Raw genomic sequence first — 18,585 nt, 5'->3', positions numbered from 1 at the left:
GGTTGTCCTGTCAGCGTGCGGCACGCGGCGGATAGATGATCCGGCCGCGCCCGCCGAGCGTCAGCTGTTGCGTGGCGTTGTTGGCGACCATGCCGACCCCGGTTGCCGAGGCGGCGCCGAGCTTCATCTCGATCGGCTTGTCGGTCTTCGAGATCTCCTCGTCCGGCAGCACGGTCAGCGCTTCGGTGCGGATGCGCAGCGGCTGCGAGGTCGCGCTGCCCGGACGCGAGATGTCGACGTTGCCGACCAGGTCGATCTGGTTCTGGTCCTGGTTGACGTTGGCGGTGTTCGCCGTCATGGTCATGTGCGGATGGTCGGTGCTCATGCTCTGCACGACCGGCTTGTCGATCACCGAGGTGTTGTCGGCCGGGCGGTGGGTCAGGCGGTTGCCCGAGATCACGTAGCGCGGCTGGCCGGTTTCCGACATACGCACGAAGCTGAAGTTGTCGATGATGTAGTCGGGATCATTGCCCACGTTGACGTTGTGCGCATCGCCGCCGCCGCGCATCACCTGCACCAGCCAGAAGCTGCCGAAGGCGAAGAACACGCCCGCCAGCATCAAGGCCAGCAGGCGCCAGCGATGCGCGGTGCGCTTGTTGACGTAGGTGGTGGTCGCCATGGCTTGCGATGGATTATCCAAAATACGGGGCCAGCGCCTGTTCGTAGGTGTCCTGGGCACGCATCACCATGTCGCAGACTTCGCGCACGGCGCCGCGTCCGCCCGGGTTCTTGGTGACATAGTGGGCGCGGTACTGCACTTCCGGATGGCCGCTCGGCACCGTGACGGCGAAGCCGACGCGGGTGAACAGCGGCAGGTCGATCACGTCGTCGCCGATGTAGCCGCACTGCTCGGCCGTCACGCCGGTCTTGGCAAGCAGCTCGGCGAAGGCGAGGCGCTTGTCGTGCTGGCCCTGGAATACGTGGGTGATCCCGAGGTCCGCCGCACGCTTGACGACGATCGGCGAATTGCGCGCGCTGATGATCGCGGTCTGCACGCCGGTGCGGTTCAGCAGCTGGATGCCGAGGCCGTCCAGCACATAGAAGGTCTTGGTGATCTCGCCGTCGGCGTTATAGGTCAGGCTGCCGTCGGTGAGGACGCCGTCGACGTCGAAGATCATGACCTTCACGCGGGCCGCGCGCTGCACATGTTCCAGCGGAGTCATCAGATCACCTTGGCGCGGGTCAGGTCGTGGATGTGCAGGGCGCCGACCAGCACGTCGTCGGCGTCGGTCACCAGCATCTGGTTGATCCGGAACTCTTCCATCACGGCGACGGCGTCGACCGCCAGCTGCTCCGGATGGACGCGGCGCGGATTCGCGTGCATGACGTCGCCGATCACCACCTTGCTGAAGTCCTGCACCTTCTCGATCAGGCGGCGCAGGTCGCCGTCGGTGAACATGCCGACCGGGCGGCCGGCGTCGTCGACGATGGCGGTCATGCCCATGCCCTTCTGCGAGATTTCCAGCAGGGCGTTGCTCAGCGGCGCGTCCAGCTTGACCTTCGGCACGGCGTCGCCGCTGCGCATCACGTCGCGCACATGGGTCAGCAGGCGGCGGCCGAGGGCGCCGCCCGGGTGCGACAGGGCGAAATCTTCCGACTTGAAGCCGCGCAGTTCCAGCAGCGCCACCGCGAGGGCGTCGCCCAGTGCCAGGGTGACGGTGGTGGACGCGGTCGGCGCCAGGTTCAGCGGGCAGGCCTCCTTCTCGACCGCGACGTCGAGGTGGACGTCGGATACCTGCGCCAGGCGCGAGCCCGGCTTGCCGGTCATGGCGATCACCGGCACGCCCATGCGCTTGACGGCCGGGATGACGACCGCCAGCTCGGCGCTTTCGCCGGAATACGAGATCGCGACCAGGACGTCCTGCGCGGTCACCATGCCCAGGTCGCCGTGCGCGGCTTCGGCCGGGTGCAGGAACAGGGCCGGCGTGCCGGTCGAAGCCAGGGTAGCGGCGATCTTGCGGCCGATGTGGCCCGATTTTCCGATTCCCGAGACCACCACGCGGCCGCGGCAAGCCAGCATCAGCGCCACTGCGCGCGGCAGGCTGTCGTCCTGCCCGAGGCGCGCGCTCAACTTGCGCATGGCCTCAGCCTCGATGTCCAGCGTCTCGCGTGCCAGCTCCAGTGCGCGCTTCGCCTGGGTCTCGTCAAAACTTGTCAACATTATTTTTTCATCGGTTACACTCATGGTGGAAGTATAGCCGAATTGCGAAAGCAAAAAACTTGCCAGATGTAACCGAGCAGACATATTACAGGACATAGCCCGCAGCCCGCATGACATCAGGCCTTGAACTAACCCTCCTCCTGCTGGGCAGCGCCGTCCTTGGCGTGGTCGCGTTCCGGATGCTCCACCTGCCCCCGATGCTGGGTTACCTGGCGGTCGGCGTGCTGATCGGGCCGCATGCCTTGAACCTGGCGGACAACGGCCCCACTACCCACGCGCTGGCCGAATTCGGCGTGGTGTTCCTGATGTTCTCGATCGGCCTCGAATTCTCGCTGGCCCAGCTCAGGGCGATGCGGCGCATCGTGTTCGGGCTCGGCCTGGCCCAGGTGACGCTGACCATCCTCGTCACGATGCTGGCCGCGCTCTTGAGCCCGCGGCTGCCGGCGCCGCTGAACATCGGCTGGCAGGCCGCGCTGGCGCTGGGAGGCGCGCTGGCGATGTCCTCCACCGCGATCGTCTCCAAGCTGCTCACCGAACGCCTCGAACTCGAGAGCGAGCACGGACGGCGCATCATCGGGATCCTGCTGTTCCAGGACCTGGCCGTGGTGCCGCTGCTGATCCTGATTCCGTCGCTGGCGCGGCCGGCCGAGGAGCTGGCGATGAACCTGGCCTGGGCCGCGGTGAAGGCCGCCGGCGTGCTGGCGCTGCTGTTGTTCTTCGGTCAGAAGCTGATGCGCAAGTGGTTCACCATCGTCGCCAAGCGCCGCTCGCAGGAGCTGTTCATGCTGAACCTGCTGCTGGTGACGCTGGGCGCGGCCTGGATCACCGAGCGCGCCGGCCTCTCGATGGCCCTGGGGGCCTTCGTGGCCGGCATGCTGATCTCCGAGACCCAGTACAAGCACCAGGTGGAAGAGGACATCAAGCCCTTCCGCGACGTGCTGCTCGGCCTGTTCTTCATCAGCATCGGTATGCTGCTCAACCTGGAGCTGGTGGTGCGGAACTGGTGGATCGTGCTGCTCCTGCTGGTGGCGCCGGTGCTGCTCAAGTTCGCCCTGATCGCCGCGCTGGCGAAGGCCTTCGGCTCGTCCGACGGCGTGGCGATGCGCACCGGCCTGGCGCTGGCGCAGGCCGGCGAGTTCGGCTTCGTGCTGCTGAACCTGGCCTCCGGCTCGAAGCTGATCGACCCGTTCCTGATCCAGCTGGTGCTGGCCTCGATGGTGCTGTCGATGCTGGCCGCGCCCTTCGCGATCGCCCACAGCGACAAGATCGTGATGAAGATGGCGTCCAACGAATGGATGCTGCAGTCGCTGCAGCTGACCCAGATCGCCAGAAACACGATGGCGGCGCAGAAGCACGTGATCATCGCCGGCTTCGGGCGCAGCGGCCAGAGCCTGGCCACCCTGCTGTCGGAAGAAAAACTGCCCTGGTATGCGCTCGACCTCGATCCCGAACGGGTCCAGGAAGCGCGCGCGGCCGGCGCCAACGTCTCCTACGGCGACTGCTCGCGCAGGGAGGCCCTGATCGCGGCCGGCATCAACCGCGCCAGTGCCCTGGTGATCACCTTCGCCGACACCCGCCTGGCGCTCAAGGTGCTGCACCTGGTGCACGAGCTGGCGCCGGCACTGCCGGTGATCGTACGCGCCCACGACGACACCGAGCTCGACGTCCTGAAAAAGGCCGGCGCCACCGAGGTGGTGCCGGAAGCGCTGGAATCGAGCCTGATGCTGGCCTCGCACGCGCTGGTGGTGATGGGGGTGCCGCTGCGGCGCGTGGTGCACCGGGTGCAGGCCGCGCGCGACGAGCGCTACGCCTCGCTGCGCGGCTTCTTCCACGGCGCCAGCGACATCAGCGAGGATCCGGAGCACAGCTATGTGCGCCTGCACTCGGTGATGCTGAACGAGGACGCCGGCGCGGTCGGGCGCTGCATCGGCGACCTCGAGCTGGATGACATCGGCGCCGAGGTGACGGCGGTCCGGCGCGGCACTCAGCGCATCGAGCCGGAAGGGGACACCGAGCTGCGCGCCGGCGACGTGGTGGTGCTGCGCGGGACGGGAACGGCGGTCACCCGTGCCGAGGGGCGTTTATTGAGGTAGGGTGGGCACGTGGTCCCGCCCTACGCCGCAACCACCTGGTTCCGGCCGTTCTGCTTGGCCTGGTACAGCGCCTGGTCGGCCTGCGCGACCAGCGCCGAGGCCACCTCCTCGGCCGCATGCTCGCGCTCGAAATCGTCCAGGGCCGCGACCCCGATCGAGACCGTCACCGGCAGCCCCTGCCCGTCGCCCAGCAGGAAGGGCCGGTCGGCCACGCTGGCGCGGATGCGGTGCGCGACCAGGCTGGCGCTCTCCAGGTCGGCGTCGATCAGCAGCGCCACGAACTCCTCGCCGCCGAAGCGGCCCAGCGCGTCCGACATGCGCAACTCGGCCTTGATGCGCGCCGCGACTTCGCGCAGCACGTCGTCGCCGGCCTGGTGTCCGTAGCTGTCGTTGACCTGCTTGAAGTGATCGACGTCGATGTACATGCAGGAGATGCGGTAGGACTGGCGGCGCGCCCTGGCGATTTCCTCGGCCAGGCGGCGGTCCATGTAGCGGCGGTTGTAGACCCCGGTCAGCGCATCGGTCAGGCCGATGTACTTCAGCATCTCGTTGCTGATCACGTTCTCGAGGCAGATCGCGATGATCGACCCCATGTGCTCGACGAAGTCGGTGCCCAGCAGCGGCGTGAAGCGGCTGAAGTCGCGGCTGCCCAGGTTCAGGCTGCCGATCAGGCGCCGGTTGCGCAGCAGCGGCACCAGCGCGACGCTGGCCAGTCCGGCGGGCGGATGTGGGAACGCCGCCGCATGGCTGACCGGGTGGTAGGGCAGCAGGCGGGGCCTGGGCGTGCGGCCGGGTTCGATGTCGAAGCCCAGCTCACCGGGATACTCATGGAACAGCAGGTTGGGCAGGACCTCGAAGTCCACGCCCAGCTTGTGCATCACGGTAAAGATGTCGGCGCCGGTGTCGACCAGCGACAGGGTCACGATGTCGAGGTTCGAGACGATCGGCAGCTGGCGGAAGATGGTGGCGACCAGCTCCTGGAAGCTGCCCGCACCCACGATCTCGAGGTCGAAGGCCTGGTGGCGCATCATGATCGCGTGGTTGCTTTCGGCCTGGTCGATCAGGCTGGCGAGCTGCCTGCGCAGTGCGGCGTTCTCGGCCATCAGTTCGCGCACACTGGCGCCCTGCTGCTCGTGCATGGACATTCCTTTCGGCAATTAGCCCTTACATTACGCCAACTCTGCCGTATTGCAAATCGAAACTGCGCGAGTGTTGTCAAAAGGCCAATTCTGCCGCCAGTTCCTGGCCCACGCGCAGCCGGCTGCCGGCCCCGGCCGACACGATGCAGTTCATGCCCAGGCAGACCGCGCCGTCGAGTTTCGGGTTGGCGCGGTAGGTCTGCAGGATGTCGAGCGGATCCGGGCCGGGCACGCCGCTGGCCTGGTCGACGGCGGGGATCGGACAGCGCGCGCAGGGCTTCACGGGACGGATCTCGGCCGCGCCCGTGCTGAGGGAAGCCGTGTAGTCCTCCTCGAAGGCTTCCAGGCCCGCGACCACCAGGTTCGGGCGGAAGCGGTCCATCGGCAGCGCCGCGCGCCCGGCCGCGCGCAGGCGCAGGTTCAAGTCGTCGAGCGAGGACTGGCCGATCAGCAGCAGCGGATAGCCGTCGGCGAAGCGCGTGTGCGAAGGCACGCCGCCGGTCCACTTGACGCTGGTCGGGCGCACCACGTCGCGGTGGAAGCGCACCAGACGCACCCGCTCGCGCGTGCCGAGCGCTTCGGTGAACCAGCCGGCGGCCGGCTCGCCGCAATCGGCCGCGCCGACCACGTCGTCCCAGATCTGCACCTGGCGCGTGGGCGCGTCTTCTTGCCAGGACAGCGGCAGCAGCAGGTCGGCCATCCCGGGTGCGCACACGCGCAGCGTGCCGTCCTCCGGCCGCGGCCGGATCAGGGCCATGCGCGGGAACTCGCGCTGGGTCAGGAATTGGCCGGCTTCCGTCACCAGCATCCATTCGCGGTCGTGCACGCCGTGCGCGGCCAGGCCGGACTCGAGCAGGGTGGCTTTCTGGACGGCAATGCCGGCGCAGGATTTGATCGGGTACAGCAGGAGTTGGGACAGGGTAGGCATCGCGAGCGTGATCGACTTCAGGGGCGGATAGTATCGCACCAAGTTTGCCATTGCTTCAAAACCCACGTACACTGCTGCCCGTCGCCTCTTCATGAGATGACGACAACGCTAGGGGTCCTGCTCCGATCACATCAGATCGGACGTGGGTGAGAAATACCCTCCGAACCTGATCTGGATAATGCCAGCGAAGGGAAGCTACAGAGTCCGCGTATGCCCTCGTGCCTACGAATCTTTGCACTCCTCCGCTGGATCGCCGATCTACAGTGATACAAGGAGTGCACTTGAACGCCGATCCGAAATTCCTGTCCGCCAGCGCCACGGTCGATGCCGCGGCCGTGACGCCTCTTCCCAATTCGCGCAAGGTCCACGTGGCCGGCTCGCGTCCCGACATCCGGGTGCCGATGCGCGAAATCCACCAGTCGCCCACGCCGGCCTCGTTCGGTGCCGAGCCGAACCCGCCAGTCTGGGTCTACGACACCTCCGGGCCCTATACCGATCCGGACGTGCGCATCGACATCCGCTCCGGCCTGCCCTGCCCGCGCAGCCAGTGGATCCGCGAGCGCGGCGATACCGTCGAACTGGCCGGCCCGTCATCGCGCTATGGCCAGGAACGCCTGCAGGACCCGAAGCTGGCCGAGCTGCGCTTCGACCTGCAGCGCGAGCCGCGCCGCGCCGCCAGCGGACGCAACGTCACGCAGATGCACTATGCACGCCAGGGTATCGTCACGCCCGAGATGGAGTTCGTCGCCATCCGCGAGAACCTGCGGCGCCAGGAATACCTGCGCAGCCTGGAAGCCGCCGGCCCGACCGGGAAGAAAATGGCGGCGCTGCTGGGCCGCCAGCACCCGGGCCAGTCCTTCGGCGCCAGCATTCCGCACGAGATCACCCCCGAGTTCGTGCGCGACGAGATCGCCCGCGGGCGCGCCGTCCTGCCGGCCAACATCAACCACCCGGAATCGGAACCGATGATCATCGGCCGCAACTTCCTCGTGAAGATCAACGCCAACATCGGCAACTCGGCCGTCACCTCCTCGATCGGCGAGGAAGTCGAGAAGATGACCTGGGCGATCCGCTGGGGCGGCGACACCGTGATGGACCTCTCGACCGGCAAGCATATCCACGAGACGCGCGAGTGGATCATCCGGAACAGCCCGGTCCCGATCGGCACCGTGCCGCTCTACCAGGCGCTGGAAAAGGTGAACGGCAAGGCCGAAGACCTCACCTGGGAGATCTACCGCGACACCCTGATCGAACAGGCCGAGCAAGGCGTCGACTACTTCACCATCCACGCCGGCGTGCGCCTGCCCTTCGTGCCGATGACGGCGAACCGATTGACCGGCATCGTCTCGCGCGGCGGCTCGATCATGGCCAAGTGGTGCCTGGCCCATCACAAGGAGTCCTTCCTGTACACGCACTTCGAGGAGATTTGCGAAATCATGAAGGCCTACGACGTCACCTTCAGCCTCGGCGACGGCCTGCGCCCGGGCTCGATCTACGACGCCAACGACGAAGCCCAGCTGGCCGAGCTGCGCACCCTCGGCGAACTCACGCAGATCGCCTGGAAGCACGACGTGCAGACCATGATCGAAGGCCCCGGCCACGTGCCGCTGCACCTGATCAAGGAAAACATGGACCTGCAACTGGAGCAGTGCCACGAGGCGCCCTTCTACACCTTGGGCCCGCTGACCACCGACATCGCGCCGGGCTACGACCACATCACCTCCGGCATCGGCGCCGCCAACATCGGCTGGTACGGCACCGCCATGCTGTGCTACGTGACGCCGAAGGAGCACCTGGGCCTGCCCGACAAGGACGACGTCAAGGACGGCATCATCACCTACAAGATCGCGGCGCACGCGGCCGACCTGGCCAAGGGCCATCCGGGCGCCCAGATCCGCGACAACGCGCTGTCCAAAGCGCGCTTCGAATTCCGCTGGGAAGACCAGTTCAACCTCGGCCTCGATCCGGACAAGGCACGCTCTTTCCACGACGAGACGCTGCCGAAGGACTCGGCCAAGGTGGCCCACTTCTGCTCGATGTGCGGCCCGCACTTCTGCTCGATGAAGATCACCCAGGAGGTGCGCGACTACGCGGCCGGCGGCATGCAGGAAAAGGCGGTCGAGTTCATGCGCAAGGGCGCCGAGCTCTATCACAAGGAATAGGCATGCTGGAGATCGAACTCGAACTGAACGGCGCGCCGTATGTATTCGATGCGGCGCAGCCCGAGGCAGCCACCCTGGACGCGCTGGTCGAAGCGCTGGGCATGACCGGCCAGGCGCTGGCGCTGGCCGTGAACCGCCGCGTGGTGCCGCGCGAACGCTGGCGAGAGACCGTGCTGGCCCCGCGCGACCGGGTCGACGTGGTGCGCGCCATCGGCGGCGGTTGATCCGCCCTCCTCAACGAATCGGAACAGAGGTGAACGACATGAACGACATGAACATGAATCAGATCCACATGGATCAGATGAACGACCGGCCCCTCGTCATCGCCGGCAAGGAATACCGCTCGCGCCTGCTGGTCGGCAGCGGCAAGTACCGCGACCTGGAGCAGACCCGCGAGGCGACGGAAGCGGCCGGCGCCGAGATCATCACGGTGGCGATCCGCCGCGTGAACATCGGCCAGGATCCGAACGCGCCGAACCTGCTCGACGTGGTGCCGCCCTCGCGCTATACCATCCTGCCCAACACGGCCGGTTGCTACACCGCGAAGGACGCCGTCTACACCCTGCAGCTGGCGCGCGAACTGCTGGACGGGCACAAGCTCGTGAAGCTCGAGGTGCTGGGCGACGAGAAAACCCTGTTCCCCAACATGCCCGAAACCCTGCGCGCCGCGGAGGAGCTGGTGCGCGACGGTTTCGACGTGATGGTCTACTGCAGCGACGATCCGATCCAGGCCAGGATGCTGGAAGAGATCGGCTGCGTGGCCGTGATGCCGCTGGCGTCCCTGATCGGCTCGGGCATGGGCATCCTGAATCCGTGGAACCTGTCGCTGATCATCGAGCAGGCCAAGGTGCCGGTACTGGTCGACGCCGGCGTCGGCACGGCCTCGGATGCGGCGGTGGCGATGGAACTCGGCTGCGACGGCGTGCTGATGAACAGCGCCATCGCGCTCGCCCGCGAGCCCGTGCGCATGGCGCGCGCGATGCGCCTTGCCGTGGAGGCCGGCCGCGAAGCGTATCTGGCGGGACGGATGCCGCGGCGCTTCGCGGCCTCGCCCTCGTCGCCGATGGCGGGTCGGCTCGGTGGGGCTGCCCAGTGAAGCTGAACAAGGTACGCCCCTGCGTGCTGGTGTTTTCCGGCCTCGACCCGTCGGGCGGGGCCGGCATCCAGGCCGACATCGAAGCGATCGCGGCCCAGGGCGCGCATGCGCTGCCGATCGTGACGGCGCTGACGGTGCAGGACAACGAGCGCGTGCACGAGGTGGTGCCGGTGGATGCCGGCCTGCTCGCGCGCCAGGCGACGCTGCTGCTGGACAGCATGCCGATCCACGCGGTCAAGCTGGGCATCCCGGGCAGCCTGGCGAATGCCGGGGCGATCGCCGGCATCGTCCTGCTGCTGCGCGAGCGCCGGCCGACGCTGCCGGTGGTGCTCGACCCGGTGCTGGCCAGCGGCCACGGCGACCCGCTCGCGCGTGGTGACGCCGTGGCGGCCCTGGCCCCGCTGCTGGCGCTGGCGACGGTGGTAACGCCGAACCTGCCGGAGGCCGACGCGCTGGGCTTGCCGGCATCGGGCGCCGGCACGCACGTGCTGGTCACCGGCGGCCACGGCGACGGCGGCGAGGTCGTCAACCGCTGGCATAGCCGGGACGGCGTACGCGAATGGCGCTGGCCGCGCCTGCCCGGCGAATTCCACGGCAGCGGCTGCACGCTCGCGTCCAGCCTGGCCGCCCGCCTGGCCCTGGGCGATGCGATGGAGCAGGCGCTCGAACGCGCCCAGCGCTGCTGCAACCAGGCGCTGGCCGATTCGTATGCGGTCGCGCCCGGCCAGCGCATCCCGCGCCGTATCGAACATCGAGGAGCATGAGCATGAGCATGAGCATGAAAGGACTGTATCTGGTCACGCCCGACTGGACCGATACCGGCCGGCTGCTGGACGTCACGCAGCAGGCGCTGGACGCCGGCGCGGCGCTGGTCCAGTACCGCAACAAGACCGCCAATGAAGCCCTGCGCCAGGAGCAGGCGGCCGCCCTGCTCGCCCTGTGCCGCCGGCGCAATACGCCACTGGTCATCAACGACCACGTGGCGCTGTGCCTGCAACTGGACGCGGACGGCGTGCACGTCGGCGGCACCGATGAGGGAGTGGCCGCGTTGCGCGCGGCGCTCGGGCCGGACAGGATCGTCGGCGCATCCTGCTACGGCCGCTTCGAACTGGCGCAGGCGGCGCAGGACGCGGGCGCCAGCTATGTGGCGTTCGGCGGCTTTTATCCGTCGAAAGTAAAAGTGTACGAGGTCAGCACGCCGCCCGACATCGTCGCCCGGGCCAAGGCGGCGTTGCGGGTGCCGGTGGTGGCGATTGGCGGCATGACGGCGGAGAATGCGCGGCCGCTGGTGGGGCTGGGGGCGGATATGGTGGCGGCGATCAGCAGTGTGTATCTGGCAGATGAGCCGTACGCGGCGGCGAGAGAGTTCGCAGGCCTGTTCTAAGCTTCTAAACGTCGTCCCGCGAAGGCGGGGACCCAAGTTACGCAGCGTATTCGCATACTGAAATTGGGTTCCCGCCTCCGCGGGAACGACGGATCTACCTCACACCTTCGCCAGCCTGAACTGGGTCAGTTCACCGGTCAGATATCCCACCGCGGCCCCGAACTTGTCCTTGTAGTTCGCACGGATCAGCGGATCCAGCGTGGTCTTCACGCCCGCATGGATGCCGCCCCAGTCGCCGGCGTGCTGGAAGTTGCTCATGATATAGGTCCAGCCATTGATGTCGTCGACCGCATGCAGGCCGGTCGATTCGCCGCCGGCCGGCACCGACAGCAGGCGCGAGAGCTGCCTGGTGTCGACGTTGTAGGCCCACAGGAAGTTGTTGACGTGCTGGCTGCTGTCTTCGCCGATGAACAGGGTGCGCATCTTTTCCGAGAACTTCAGGTTGTCCGGATTGCCCACCTTGTTCGGATTGGCGGTATTGCCCAGCGCGTCGGCCGGGATGTCCTCGCCCACCAGCAGGGCCTTGGTGTCCATCGGCATCCACTCGCTGTTGATGGCGTTGCCGGCGGTGTCCTTCTGGCCGCCCTTCAGGTTCAGCATCATCACAGCGCCGGCGTTGACCGCTTTCGGGATCGAAATGCCGTTGCCCGTCACGTTCAGGGCATTCCCCGCCACCATCGCGCTCTGGCAGTTCTGCAGGGCCGAGTAGGCGATCTTGTCCTTCAGGTTGACGGTCGTGCCTTCCATCTTGGTGAAGCCCATCGAGGCGCCGACCAGCGCGGCGTAGCGGTGGGTCTCAAGGAAGGCGGCGGCCTTCTCCATGCCCGGCTTGAGCTTGAGCCACTCGGTACGGCCGTTGGCGGCGACTTTGGTGTAGCTGGCATCCTGGGGGTCGGTGGTCTTGACGTCCATGATGTCGGTCGCCTTGAGCGAAGCGGCCAGCGCGCGGATCTCGTCGCTGGTGGCCGAACCCAGCTTGATCCAGCTGAGCGGCGCGGCCGCCGCGGCCGGGTCCAGCGAGAAGCCGGCGCCGACCTTGGCCACATACAGGGTGCCGCTCGACAGGTCCTTTTCCCTGTCGGCCACGAACACGAAGTAGCCGCTGTTGGTGGCGTCGTCGCCCATCAGCACGGTGCGCTTGTCGCCCATCACCTGCACCAGCTCGTGCGAGATGCGGCCCAGGCAGTAGTGCTTCTTGATGCTGGCGGTGCCGTCCGCGTTGACGGTAACTTCCGGCAGGTGGCCATAGTTGTACGGGTTCGCCCTGGTCTCGTCGCCGTACAGGTTCTTGCTGAAGGCCTTGAACTGGGCATCAAGCGCGGCGGTGAAGGCGTTCGGCTCGTATTCCTCGCTCGACAGATGGGTGCCCCACGGCGACAGGCTGGCGCCGCAGGTGATCCACAGGCCGTTCGCGCCCGAGGTGTCGACGTTGTGGTACTTCACCAGGGTCAGCTTGCCATTGGCCGGATCCTGGTCCAGGGTCAGCACGGCAATCGGCGACGGCAGCTTGCCGTACATGTCGGTCTTGCCGTCCTGGGCCCAGGTGGTGTATTCGAACTGGACCACGGCGAACACGGTGTTGCCCTTCACCCCCGCGACTTTCGCGTTCGGGACCGTCAGCAGCGAGGTGCCGTCCGGCGAATCCGAGAAGAACTGGCGCTCCTTGCCGGCCACGGTGGCATCGACGATTGGCTTGTTGTTGATGTCGTAGTAGCCGCCGGCCAGGATGGTGCCGCCGTTGCCGTTCGGGACCAGGTCGCCGGTGATGAAGAAGGGTGTATACGACAGCTTGAAATCGAGCTTGCTGCTGTCGCTGAAGGCGACCGTCATGGTCGAGCCGACCGAGGTGGTGGCCATCGCGGCGGCATCGCTCAGCGTCGGTGCGCCCATCGAACCGAACGACACGCTCGACAGGGTAGCCACGGGCGGGGCCGGGTTCACCGGCGTGGTGGCCACCGGGCTGTCGTCACCGCCGCCGCAACCGGCCAGCATGGCGCCCAGGGAACCGGCGCCGATCGGCAGCATGGGGCTCGCGCCCAGCAGGCGCAGCAGGCGACGACGGGACAGGTCGGTATTCGGATTCATGCGTCAACACTCCAGGATCAGGTCGGTGGGGCCGCACCGGAGGCGCGGCGATCGCTGGCTAGAATAGTTGACGTATATTTCAGGAAAATGACGAAAACTTCACAAGTATCTGGCAGAACAGACCTGCTGCGGCCGACATCCCGACGGCTGCTAGGCCGCCACCGCGTTGAACGCTTCCAGCGAGGCGACCAGGTCGGTAAAGCGCTGCCCCTGCACGGCCACATGGCTGCGCATGAGATCGGCCGCCTTCTGGCCGTCGCCGTCGATGATGGCCTTGACCACCGCATCGTGCTCGCCGAACGAGTGCCTCATGCGGTCGCGCACCCTGAGCTGCAGGCGCCGGTAGGGGCGGAGCCGGCGCGACAGGGCGCGCGCCTGTTCGGCCAGGAAGTGGTTGTGGCTCCCCGCGAAGATCGTGTCGTGGAACACTTCGTTCCGGTAGTAGTACTCGTCCGGGTCGCGCGCCTCGTAGGCGCTGCTGCAGGCCTGGTGCGCTTCCAGCAGCTTGGCGTGCTCGGCGGCCGACATGCGCCGCGCCGCAAGGCGTGCGCACATGGCCTCCAGCTCGGCCATCACTTCGAACATCTCCACGATCTCATGCGCCGAGACGGTCGATACCACCGCGCCGCGGCGCGGGCGGATTTGCACCAGCCCGGCCGACGCCAGCTGGATCAGGGCTTCGCGGATCGGGGTACGCGATGCCCCGAATTCATTGGCCAGTTCGGTCTCATCGAGATGCTGCCCCGGCAGTAACTTGCCAGTGGCAATCTTCTCTTCTATCTGTTCGCGTAGCCGATCAGAGAGCTTTTTCATGGCGCTACTTTCCGCTTAAAAATCATATTAGCCTGATTGACATTGTATTTTTTCTGGTTCATCTTGTATACATAAACAAAAAATTTGCATGCACAGCATGCGTTCCCGTGAAGAGAACTGAGGAGATAAATATGATTTCAATCAAGCGACGCACCGTCATGGGTGTCCTGGCATTCGGCATGGCGATGGCCGCGGCAGCCCCGGTATGGGCGCAGACGACCATCAAGATTTCGCACCAGTTCCCGGGGGGTACGATCGACAAGGGCGATTTCCGTGACCGCCTGGTCCGTATGTTCGCGGCCGAGGTCGGAAAACGCACCAAAGGCGGCGTCAAGTTCGAGATCTACCCTGGTTCGTCGCTGATGAAGACCAACGCCCAGTTCTCCGCCATGCGCAAGGGCGCGCTCGACATGTCGCTGGTGCCGCTGTCGTATGCCGGCGGCGAAGTCCCCGAAACGAATATCGGCCTGATGCCAGGCCTGGTGACGTCCTATGAACAGAGCGCCGCCTGGAAGAATGCCGCGGTCGGCAAGGAGCTCACCAAGATCCTGGCCGACAAGGGCGTGGTGATGGTCAGCTGGATCTGGCAGGCCGGCGGCATGGCCTCGCGCGGCAAGCCGATCGTCGAGCCCGAAGACGCGAAGGGCATGAAGATCCGCGGCGGTTCGCGCGAGATGGACCTGATCCTGAAGGAAGCCGGCGCCGCCGTCGTGACCCTGCCCTCGAACGAGATCTATGCCGGCATGCAGACCGGCGCCATGGATGCCGCCCTGACCTCCTCGACTTCGCTGATCTCGTTCCGCCTGGAGGAAGTGTCGAAGGCGCTCACCACCGGCCGCGGCAAGTCCTACTGGTTCATGCTGGAGCCGCTGATGATGTCGAAGGCCGCCTTCGACCGCCTGACCAAGGAACAGCAGGCCGTGATCCTGCAGGTCGGCGCCGAGATGGAAGCGTTCGCCGTCAAGGAAGCCAAGGCTGACGACGAAGAAGTGACCAAGGTATTCGCCAAGGCCGGCGCCAAGACCGTCGACCTGACCGAAGCCACCGTCAAGAAATGGCAGGACATCGCCCGCCGTACCGCCTGGAAGGACTTCGCGGCCAAGAACGCCAACACCGCCAAGCTGCTGCAGCTCGCCGAACAGGTGAAGTGATGAGTGCACACGGATTCGAGGCCCAGGCGCCGCAAGCGCCTGCGCTGCCCTCGCACCGCGGGGCGGCCACGCTGGCGTTGTTCCTCAACCGGATCAACCATCTGCTGCTGGTGATCTCCATGGCGGGGATGATCGTCACCGCCCTGGTGCTGAGCTATTCGGTGGTGATGCGCTACTTCTTCAAGGTCGCCACCGACTGGCAGGACGAGGCCGCGGTCTTCATGCTGGTCGGCGCCACCTTCTTCTGCGCGGCCTACGTGCAGTCCTTCCGCGGCCACATCGGCATCGAAGCGCTGGCCGGGCTGCTGTCGCCCCGGGTGAACCGGGTCCGCCTGATCCTGGTGGACCTGCTGTCCTTCCTGTTCTGTGCCTTCTTCTCCTGGAAATCCTGGACTTTGTTCCATGAAGCCCTGGTCGAAGGCCAGACCACCTCGTCGACGCTGGCACCACCGCTGTGGATCCCGTACTCGCTGATGGCGTTCGGCATGACGCTGCTGGCGGTCCAGATCCTGGTCCAGCTGTTCGGCCGTCTCACCGAAAAGGAATAAGCTCCATGAGCGCACTTTCCCTCGGCGTCGGCTACGCCGTCGCCACGCTCGTCGTCATGTTTTCCGGTATGCCGATCGCGTTCGCGCTGGGCGCGGTCGCCACCGTGTTCATGTACCTGTTCATGCCCGCCTCCTCGCTCGACACGATCACCCAGAACGTGTACGAGGAGATGGCGTCGATCACGCTGCTGTCGATCCCGCTGTTCATCATGAAGGGCGCGGCAATCGGCAAGTCGCCGGCCGGCCGCGACCTGTACTCGGCCATCCACGCCTGGCTCAACAAGGTCCCGGGCGGCCTCGGCATCGCCAACGTGTTCGCCTGCGCGCTGTTCGCCGCCATGGCCGGCTCCTCGCCGGCCACCTGCTCGGCGATCGGCTCGGCCGGCATCCCCGAAATGCGCCGGCGCGGCTATTCGCCCGGCTTCGCGGCCGGCATCATCGCCGCCGGCGGCACGCTCGGCATCCTGCTGCCGCCGTCGATCACGATGATCCTGTACGCGGTGGCCGCCGAGCAGTCGCTGGGCCGCCTGTTCCTGGCCGGTATCGGCCCGGGCCTGATGCTGGTGCTGCTGTTCGCCGGCTATGCCGTGCACCGCGCGCGCAAGGAATACCGCCTGGCCCATGAAGCCTACCAGCGCGGCGGCGAGAAGTCCGCCTACCTGGATGCGCACAACTACACGCTGGCGGAGAAGGTCGAGATGCTGCCGCGCGTGCTGCCCTTCCTGGTCCTGCTGACCGGCGTGATGGTCGCGCTGTACGGCGGCTATGCGACGCCGTCGGAGACCGCCGGCCTGGGCGCGCTGCTGGCCATCGTGTTGATGGCCGTCGTGTACGGCATCTGGCGGCCGAAGGAGCTCGGCCCGATCCTGAGCTCGACGATCAAGGAATCGACCATGCTCCTGATGATCATCGGCATGTCCCTGCTCTACTCCTACGTGATGAGCTACCTGCACATCAGCCAGTCGGCGGCGCAGTGGGTGGTGGGACTGCACCTGTCGAAATGGGTGCTGCTCGCGGTGATCCTGCTGATGGTGATCGTGTTCGGCTTCTTCCTGCCGCCGGTGTCGATCATCCTGATGACCGCGCCGATCATCCTGCCGCCGCTGCGCGAAGCCGGCTTCGACCTGATCTGGTTCGGCGTGGTGATGACGATCGTGATGGAGATGGGTCTGATCCACCCGCCGGTGGGCCTGAACATCTTCGTGATCAAGAACATCGCGCCCGACATCCCGCTATCCGACGTGATCTGGGGCGTGATGCCCTTCGTCGTGTTGATGTTCGTGGCGGTGATCCTGCTGTGCGTGTTCCCGCAGATCGCGACCGGCCTGCCCGACATGATCATGGGAGGCCGCTAGATGAGTGCGAATGAAAGAAGCTGGGACCGCCAGCGTGCCAACCGCGAGCAGCGCCTGGCGCGGGCGCGCGAGCGCCTGGGCAGCGGCCTGCAGGGCAAGATCGTCGATACCAAGCTGGCGCAAGAGCTGATGCATCAGGTGATCGAGTGCGGCGACCGGGTCTGCCTGGAGGGGAACAACCAGAAGCAGGCCGACTTCCTGGCCAGGACCCTGGCCTCGCTCGACGCCGGCCGGGTCAACGGCCTGCACATGCTGCAGTCGGTGCTGGCCCTGCCCGAGCACCTGGACGTGTTCGAGAAGGGCATCGCGGCAAAGCTGGACTTCTCGTTTTCCGGCCCGCAGGCCGGGCGGCTGGCCAGGCTGGTATCGAGCGGGAAGATCAACATCGGCGCAATCCACACCTACCTGGAGCTGTTCGGCCGCTACTTCATCGACCTGACGCCGCAGGTGGCGCTGGTGGCGGCGCAGGCCGCCGACCGCCACGGCAACCTGTACACCGGTCCGAACACCGAAGACACGCCGGTGATCGTCGAAGCCACCGCCTTCAAGAGCGGCATCGTGATCGCCCAGGTCAACGAGATCGTCGATGTGCTGCCGCGCATCGACATTCCGGCCGACTGGGTCGACTTCGCGGTGGCTGCCCCGACCCCGCACTACATCGAACCGCTGTTCACGCGCGATCCGGCGCTGATCTCGGAAATCCAGGTGCTGATGGCGATGATGGCGATCAAGGGCATCTACGCCGAGTACCAGGTCGACCGCCTGAACCACGGCATCGGCTTCGATACCGCCGCCATCGAGCTGCTGCTGCCGACCTATGCGGCCTCGCTCGGCCTCAAGGGCAAGATCGGCCGCAACTGGGCGCTGAATCCGCACCCGGCCCTGATTCCCGCGATCGAAGCCGGCTTCGTCGAGAACGTCCACTCGTTCGGCTCCGAGCTCGGCATGGAAGACTATGTGCGCGCCCGCCCCGACGTGTTCTTCACCGGTCCCGACGGCAGCATGCGCAGCAACCGCGCCTTCTGCCAGATGGCCGGCCACTACGCCTGCGACATGTTCATCGGCTCGACGCTGCAGATCGACCTGCAGGGCAATTCGTCCACCGCCACGCTCGGCCGCATCTCCGGCTTCGGCGGCGCGCCCAACATGGGCGCGGATGCGCGCGGCCGGCGCCACGCCAGCCCGGCCTGGCTGAAGGCCGGCGAACAGGCGCGCCGCGGCAAGAACGTGATCCCGCGCGGCCAGAAACTGGTGGTGCAGATGGTCGAGACCTTCCGCGAGCACATGCAGCCGGCCTTCGTCGAACGCCTCGACGCCTGGCAGCTGGCCGAGCAGGCGAAGATGGCGATCCCGCCGGTCATGATCTACGGCGACGACGTCAGCCACATCCTGACCGAGGAAGGCATCGCCAACCTGCTGCTGTGCCGCACCGAAGAAGAACGCGAGCAGGCGATCCGTGGCGTGGCCGGCTATACCCCGGTCGGCCTGGGGCGCGACGCGCGGATGGTCGAGAACCTGCGCGACCGCGGCATCATCCGCCGTCCCGAGGACCTCGGCATCGACAAGCGGCTCGCCACGCGCGACCTGCTCGCGGCCAGGAACATGAAGGACCTGGTGCGCGCCTCGCACGGCCTGTACAAACCGCCTAAACAGTTCAGGAACTGGTAAGC

The 18,585-nt window shown here is 66.5% G+C and carries 17 protein-coding genes and 1 riboswitch; of the genes, 10 read left to right on the top strand and 7 right to left on the bottom strand.

Annotated elements, in window-relative coordinates; genetic code table 11:
- Window positions 1-10: 10 nt before the first annotated feature.
- The 3 genes from lptC to ACI48D_RS10950 are packed head-to-tail and all read right to left on the bottom strand — an operon-like array spanning window position 11 to window position 2,161.
- Entirely contained in the window at window positions 11-619 is a 609-nt protein-coding gene (gene lptC, locus ACI48D_RS10960) for an LPS export ABC transporter periplasmic protein LptC (protein WP_435571243.1), read from the bottom strand.
- A 13-nt stretch (window positions 620-632) separates the two neighbouring features.
- Entirely contained in the window at window positions 633-1,163 is a 531-nt protein-coding gene (locus ACI48D_RS10955; protein ID WP_435571242.1) for a KdsC family phosphatase, read from the bottom strand.
- A complete protein-coding gene (locus ACI48D_RS10950; protein ID WP_435571241.1) occupies window positions 1,163-2,161 on the bottom strand; it encodes a KpsF/GutQ family sugar-phosphate isomerase in 999 nt (332 codons plus the stop codon). Before ACI48D_RS10950 ends, ACI48D_RS10955 begins: the two co-directional genes overlap by 1 nt.
- Window positions 2,162-2,271: 110 nt before the next feature.
- On the opposite strand from ACI48D_RS10950, the gene ACI48D_RS10945 reads away from it, so the two are divergent.
- The gene (locus ACI48D_RS10945; protein ID WP_435571240.1) at window positions 2,272-4,254 is read left to right on the top strand and encodes a monovalent cation:proton antiporter-2 (CPA2) family protein; all 1,983 of its coding nucleotides are present in this window, start codon (window positions 2,272-2,274) and stop codon (window positions 4,252-4,254) included.
- A gap of 20 nt (window positions 4,255-4,274) precedes the next feature.
- On the opposite strand, the gene ACI48D_RS10940 is transcribed toward ACI48D_RS10945, so the two are convergent.
- Both ACI48D_RS10940 and ACI48D_RS10935 read right to left on the bottom strand, forming a co-directional pair.
- The gene (locus ACI48D_RS10940; RefSeq protein ID WP_435571239.1) at window positions 4,275-5,393 is read right to left on the bottom strand and encodes a diguanylate cyclase; all 1,119 of its coding nucleotides are present in this window, start codon (window positions 5,391-5,393) and stop codon (window positions 4,275-4,277) included.
- A 76-nt stretch (window positions 5,394-5,469) separates the two neighbouring features.
- Window positions 5,470-6,321, bottom strand: a complete 852-nt coding sequence (locus ACI48D_RS10935; RefSeq protein WP_435571328.1) for an MOSC domain-containing protein — start codon at window positions 6,319-6,321, stop codon at window positions 5,470-5,472.
- Between the two features lie 100 nt (window positions 6,322-6,421).
- Window positions 6,422-6,531, top strand: a riboswitch (TPP riboswitch).
- 71 nt (window positions 6,532-6,602) lie between these two features.
- Here ACI48D_RS10935 and thiC point away from each other — a divergent pair.
- Genes thiC through thiE form a run of 5 tightly spaced genes read left to right on the top strand, consistent with a single transcriptional unit; the run spans window position 6,603 to window position 10,963 of the window.
- Entirely contained in the window at window positions 6,603-8,483 is a 1,881-nt protein-coding gene (gene thiC, locus ACI48D_RS10930) for a phosphomethylpyrimidine synthase ThiC (RefSeq protein WP_435571238.1), read from the top strand.
- A 2-nt stretch (window positions 8,484-8,485) separates the two neighbouring features.
- Entirely contained in the window at window positions 8,486-8,707 is a 222-nt protein-coding gene (gene thiS, locus ACI48D_RS10925) for a sulfur carrier protein ThiS (protein WP_435571237.1), read from the top strand.
- 47 nt (window positions 8,708-8,754) lie between these two features.
- Window positions 8,755-9,579, top strand: coding sequence for a thiazole synthase (locus ACI48D_RS10920; protein ID WP_435571327.1), 825 nt, complete (start codon window positions 8,755-8,757; stop codon window positions 9,577-9,579).
- Window positions 9,576-10,343: a bifunctional hydroxymethylpyrimidine kinase/phosphomethylpyrimidine kinase gene (gene thiD / locus ACI48D_RS10915; protein WP_435571236.1), complete on the top strand. Its 768-nt coding sequence runs from the start codon at window positions 9,576-9,578 to the stop codon at window positions 10,341-10,343. Before ACI48D_RS10920 ends, thiD begins: the two co-directional genes overlap by 4 nt.
- Before the next feature lie 14 nt (window positions 10,344-10,357).
- Window positions 10,358-10,963, top strand: a complete 606-nt coding sequence (gene thiE / locus ACI48D_RS10910) for a thiamine phosphate synthase (RefSeq protein WP_435571326.1) — start codon at window positions 10,358-10,360, stop codon at window positions 10,961-10,963.
- A 99-nt stretch (window positions 10,964-11,062) separates the two neighbouring features.
- Here the strand turns inward: thiE and ACI48D_RS10905 are convergent, their stop codons facing one another.
- Window positions 11,063-13,048 carry a PhoX family protein gene (locus tag ACI48D_RS10905; RefSeq protein WP_435571235.1) on the bottom strand — a complete coding sequence of 662 codons (1,986 nt, stop codon included), beginning with the start codon at window positions 13,046-13,048 and terminating at the stop codon, window positions 11,063-11,065.
- Window positions 13,049-13,198: 150 nt separating this feature from the next.
- Window positions 13,199-13,861, bottom strand: coding sequence for a GntR family transcriptional regulator (locus ACI48D_RS10900; RefSeq protein ID WP_435571234.1), 663 nt, complete (start codon window positions 13,859-13,861; stop codon window positions 13,199-13,201).
- 131 nt (window positions 13,862-13,992) lie between these two features.
- Here ACI48D_RS10900 and ACI48D_RS10895 point away from each other — a divergent pair, with 131 nt between their 5' ends.
- Genes ACI48D_RS10895 through mdcA form a run of 4 tightly spaced genes read left to right on the top strand, consistent with a single transcriptional unit; the run spans window position 13,993 to window position 18,583 of the window.
- The gene (locus tag ACI48D_RS10895; RefSeq protein ID WP_435571233.1) at window positions 13,993-15,012 is read left to right on the top strand and encodes a TRAP transporter substrate-binding protein; all 1,020 of its coding nucleotides are present in this window, start codon (window positions 13,993-13,995) and stop codon (window positions 15,010-15,012) included.
- A complete protein-coding gene (locus ACI48D_RS10890) occupies window positions 15,012-15,560 on the top strand; it encodes a TRAP transporter small permease (protein WP_435571232.1) in 549 nt (182 codons plus the stop codon). The genes ACI48D_RS10895 and ACI48D_RS10890 overlap by 1 nt, the downstream gene beginning before the upstream one ends.
- 5 nt (window positions 15,561-15,565) lie before the next feature.
- Window positions 15,566-16,915: a TRAP transporter large permease gene (locus tag ACI48D_RS10885; RefSeq protein WP_435571231.1), complete on the top strand. Its 1,350-nt coding sequence runs from the start codon at window positions 15,566-15,568 to the stop codon at window positions 16,913-16,915.
- The gene (gene mdcA, locus ACI48D_RS10880; protein WP_435571230.1) at window positions 16,916-18,583 is read left to right on the top strand and encodes a malonate decarboxylase subunit alpha; all 1,668 of its coding nucleotides are present in this window, start codon (window positions 16,916-16,918) and stop codon (window positions 18,581-18,583) included. It abuts the gene before it with no gap.
- The last annotated feature ends 2 nt before the right edge of the window (window positions 18,584-18,585 follow it).

The sequence above is a fragment of the Massilia sp. LXY-6 genome, from assembly GCF_051233485.1.
GTDB lineage: Bacteria > Pseudomonadota > Gammaproteobacteria > Burkholderiales > Burkholderiaceae_D > Telluria.
The sequence above is the reverse complement of the archived record's forward strand: the minus strand, read 5'-3'. Positions and strand labels throughout refer to the sequence as shown.

Excerpts from the sequence above, each read along its gene's own strand:
- lptC (WP_435571243.1), bottom strand. The coding sequence starts at position 619 with ATGGCGACCACCACCTACGTCAACAAGCGCACCGCGCATCGCTGGCGC.
- ACI48D_RS10935 (WP_435571328.1), bottom strand. The coding sequence starts at position 6,321 with ATGCCTACCCTGTCCCAACTCCTGCTGTACCCGATCAAATCCTGCGCC.
- ACI48D_RS10950 (WP_435571241.1), bottom strand. The coding sequence starts at position 2,161 with ATGTTGACAAGTTTTGACGAGACCCAGGCGAAGCGCGCACTGGAGCTG.
- ACI48D_RS10905 (WP_435571235.1), bottom strand. The coding sequence starts at position 13,048 with ATGAATCCGAATACCGACCTGTCCCGTCGTCGCCTGCTGCGCCTGCTG.
- ACI48D_RS10900 (WP_435571234.1), bottom strand. The coding sequence starts at position 13,861 with ATGAAAAAGCTCTCTGATCGGCTACGCGAACAGATAGAAGAGAAGATT.
- ACI48D_RS10890 (WP_435571232.1), top strand. The coding sequence starts at position 15,012 with ATGAGTGCACACGGATTCGAGGCCCAGGCGCCGCAAGCGCCTGCGCTG.
- ACI48D_RS10945 (WP_435571240.1), top strand. The coding sequence starts at position 2,272 with ATGACATCAGGCCTTGAACTAACCCTCCTCCTGCTGGGCAGCGCCGTC.
- thiE (WP_435571326.1), top strand. The coding sequence starts at position 10,358 with ATGAAAGGACTGTATCTGGTCACGCCCGACTGGACCGATACCGGCCGG.
- ACI48D_RS10895 (WP_435571233.1), top strand. The coding sequence starts at position 13,993 with ATGATTTCAATCAAGCGACGCACCGTCATGGGTGTCCTGGCATTCGGC.
- ACI48D_RS10940 (WP_435571239.1), bottom strand. The coding sequence starts at position 5,393 with ATGCACGAGCAGCAGGGCGCCAGTGTGCGCGAACTGATGGCCGAGAAC.
- mdcA (WP_435571230.1), top strand. The coding sequence starts at position 16,916 with ATGAGTGCGAATGAAAGAAGCTGGGACCGCCAGCGTGCCAACCGCGAG.
- ACI48D_RS10920 (WP_435571327.1), top strand. The coding sequence starts at position 8,755 with ATGAACATGAATCAGATCCACATGGATCAGATGAACGACCGGCCCCTC.
- thiS (WP_435571237.1), top strand. The coding sequence starts at position 8,486 with ATGCTGGAGATCGAACTCGAACTGAACGGCGCGCCGTATGTATTCGAT.
- ACI48D_RS10955 (WP_435571242.1), bottom strand. The coding sequence starts at position 1,163 with ATGACTCCGCTGGAACATGTGCAGCGCGCGGCCCGCGTGAAGGTCATG.
- ACI48D_RS10885 (WP_435571231.1), top strand. The coding sequence starts at position 15,566 with ATGAGCGCACTTTCCCTCGGCGTCGGCTACGCCGTCGCCACGCTCGTC.